Annotated in this window: 1 protein-coding gene; it reads right to left on the reverse strand. The window is 69.2% G+C overall.

Features of this window, described 5'->3' with window-relative positions:
• Positions 1 to 16: 16 nt before the first annotated feature.
• A protein-coding gene (locus BRX43_RS20065; RefSeq protein WP_125996798.1) for an IS630 family transposase occupies positions 17 to 963 on the reverse strand; the annotation gives its coding sequence in 2 pieces (ribosomal slippage) (positions 17 to 618 and positions 618 to 963; 948 coding nt in all).
• Positions 964 to 1,021 lie beyond the last annotated feature (58 nt).

The raw sequence follows: 1,021 nt of genomic DNA on the forward strand, positions 1-1,021 counted from the left end.
CTAGAGCAGATTCCGATCAGTACGCATCATATCCTGCAGCGGCGAAGTAGTTGGCGCACTCGGCAGGCGTGAAGGTGTCGATGGCGGCACCGATGGCGCGGTACAGGTCGTCGCGGGTGCGAGCGGCGGCTTTGCGCAGGAGCGCCTTGAGCTTGGCGAAGGCGTTTTCGATCGGGTTGAAGTCGGGCGAGTAAGGCGGAAGGAAGAGCCGCCGGGCGCCGCATGCCTCGATCGCCGTGCGAGCCGCGGCGCTTTTGTGGGCGGGCAGGTTGTCGAGGATCACGACATCGCCGGGCTTCAGCGTCGGGGCGAGCGCGCGGGCGACCCAGGTCGCGAACCACGCCCCGGTCATGGGTCCGTCGATGACGAGCGGCGCGGTCATGCCCGAGAGCCGCAAGCCCCCGACGAACGTGGTCGTCTTCCAGTGGCCGTGCGGCACGGCCATGCGCAGCCGCTGCCCGCGCGGCGCGCGTCCGTAGCGGCGCGCCATCTTGGTGCTGGCACCGGTCTCGTCGACGAAGACCAGCGTTTCCGGATCGAGGTCGAGCTGGCCATCGAACCAGGCCTCGCGCGCGCTCAGGACGTCGGGGCGGTCCTGCTCCTGCGCGTGGCCGGTCTTTTTTTGCGCGTATGCCCGTGGCGCGCGAAGAAGCGCCACAGCGTCGATACCGCCACCGCGATCCCCTTGGCGGCCAGCGCCGCGCGCAACTCGGCAAGGGTGATGTCGGGCGCCGCTTCGTACAACGCCCAGATCCGCGCCGCCTTCGCCTCGGTCGCGCCCGAGCGCATGTCGCCGCCCTGCGGCTTGGCAGCCGGTTTTCCCCGATCGCGCTGAAGCGCCGCCCATCGCACCGCACTCGCCGCGCTCACCCCGAACCGCGCGGCTGCCGCACGGCGGGACATTCCCTGCGAAATCGCACCAACCACCCGCTCGCGCAGGTCCATCGACAATGGCTTGCCCATCTGACCGGCCTCCCGTCACCGGTGACGATCATGAATCAGACTTCATGCCGCTTGGGAA

This window comes from Sphingomonas sp. S-NIH.Pt15_0812, from assembly GCF_003951315.1.
Classification (GTDB): Bacteria; Pseudomonadota; Alphaproteobacteria; order Sphingomonadales; family Sphingomonadaceae; genus Sphingomonas.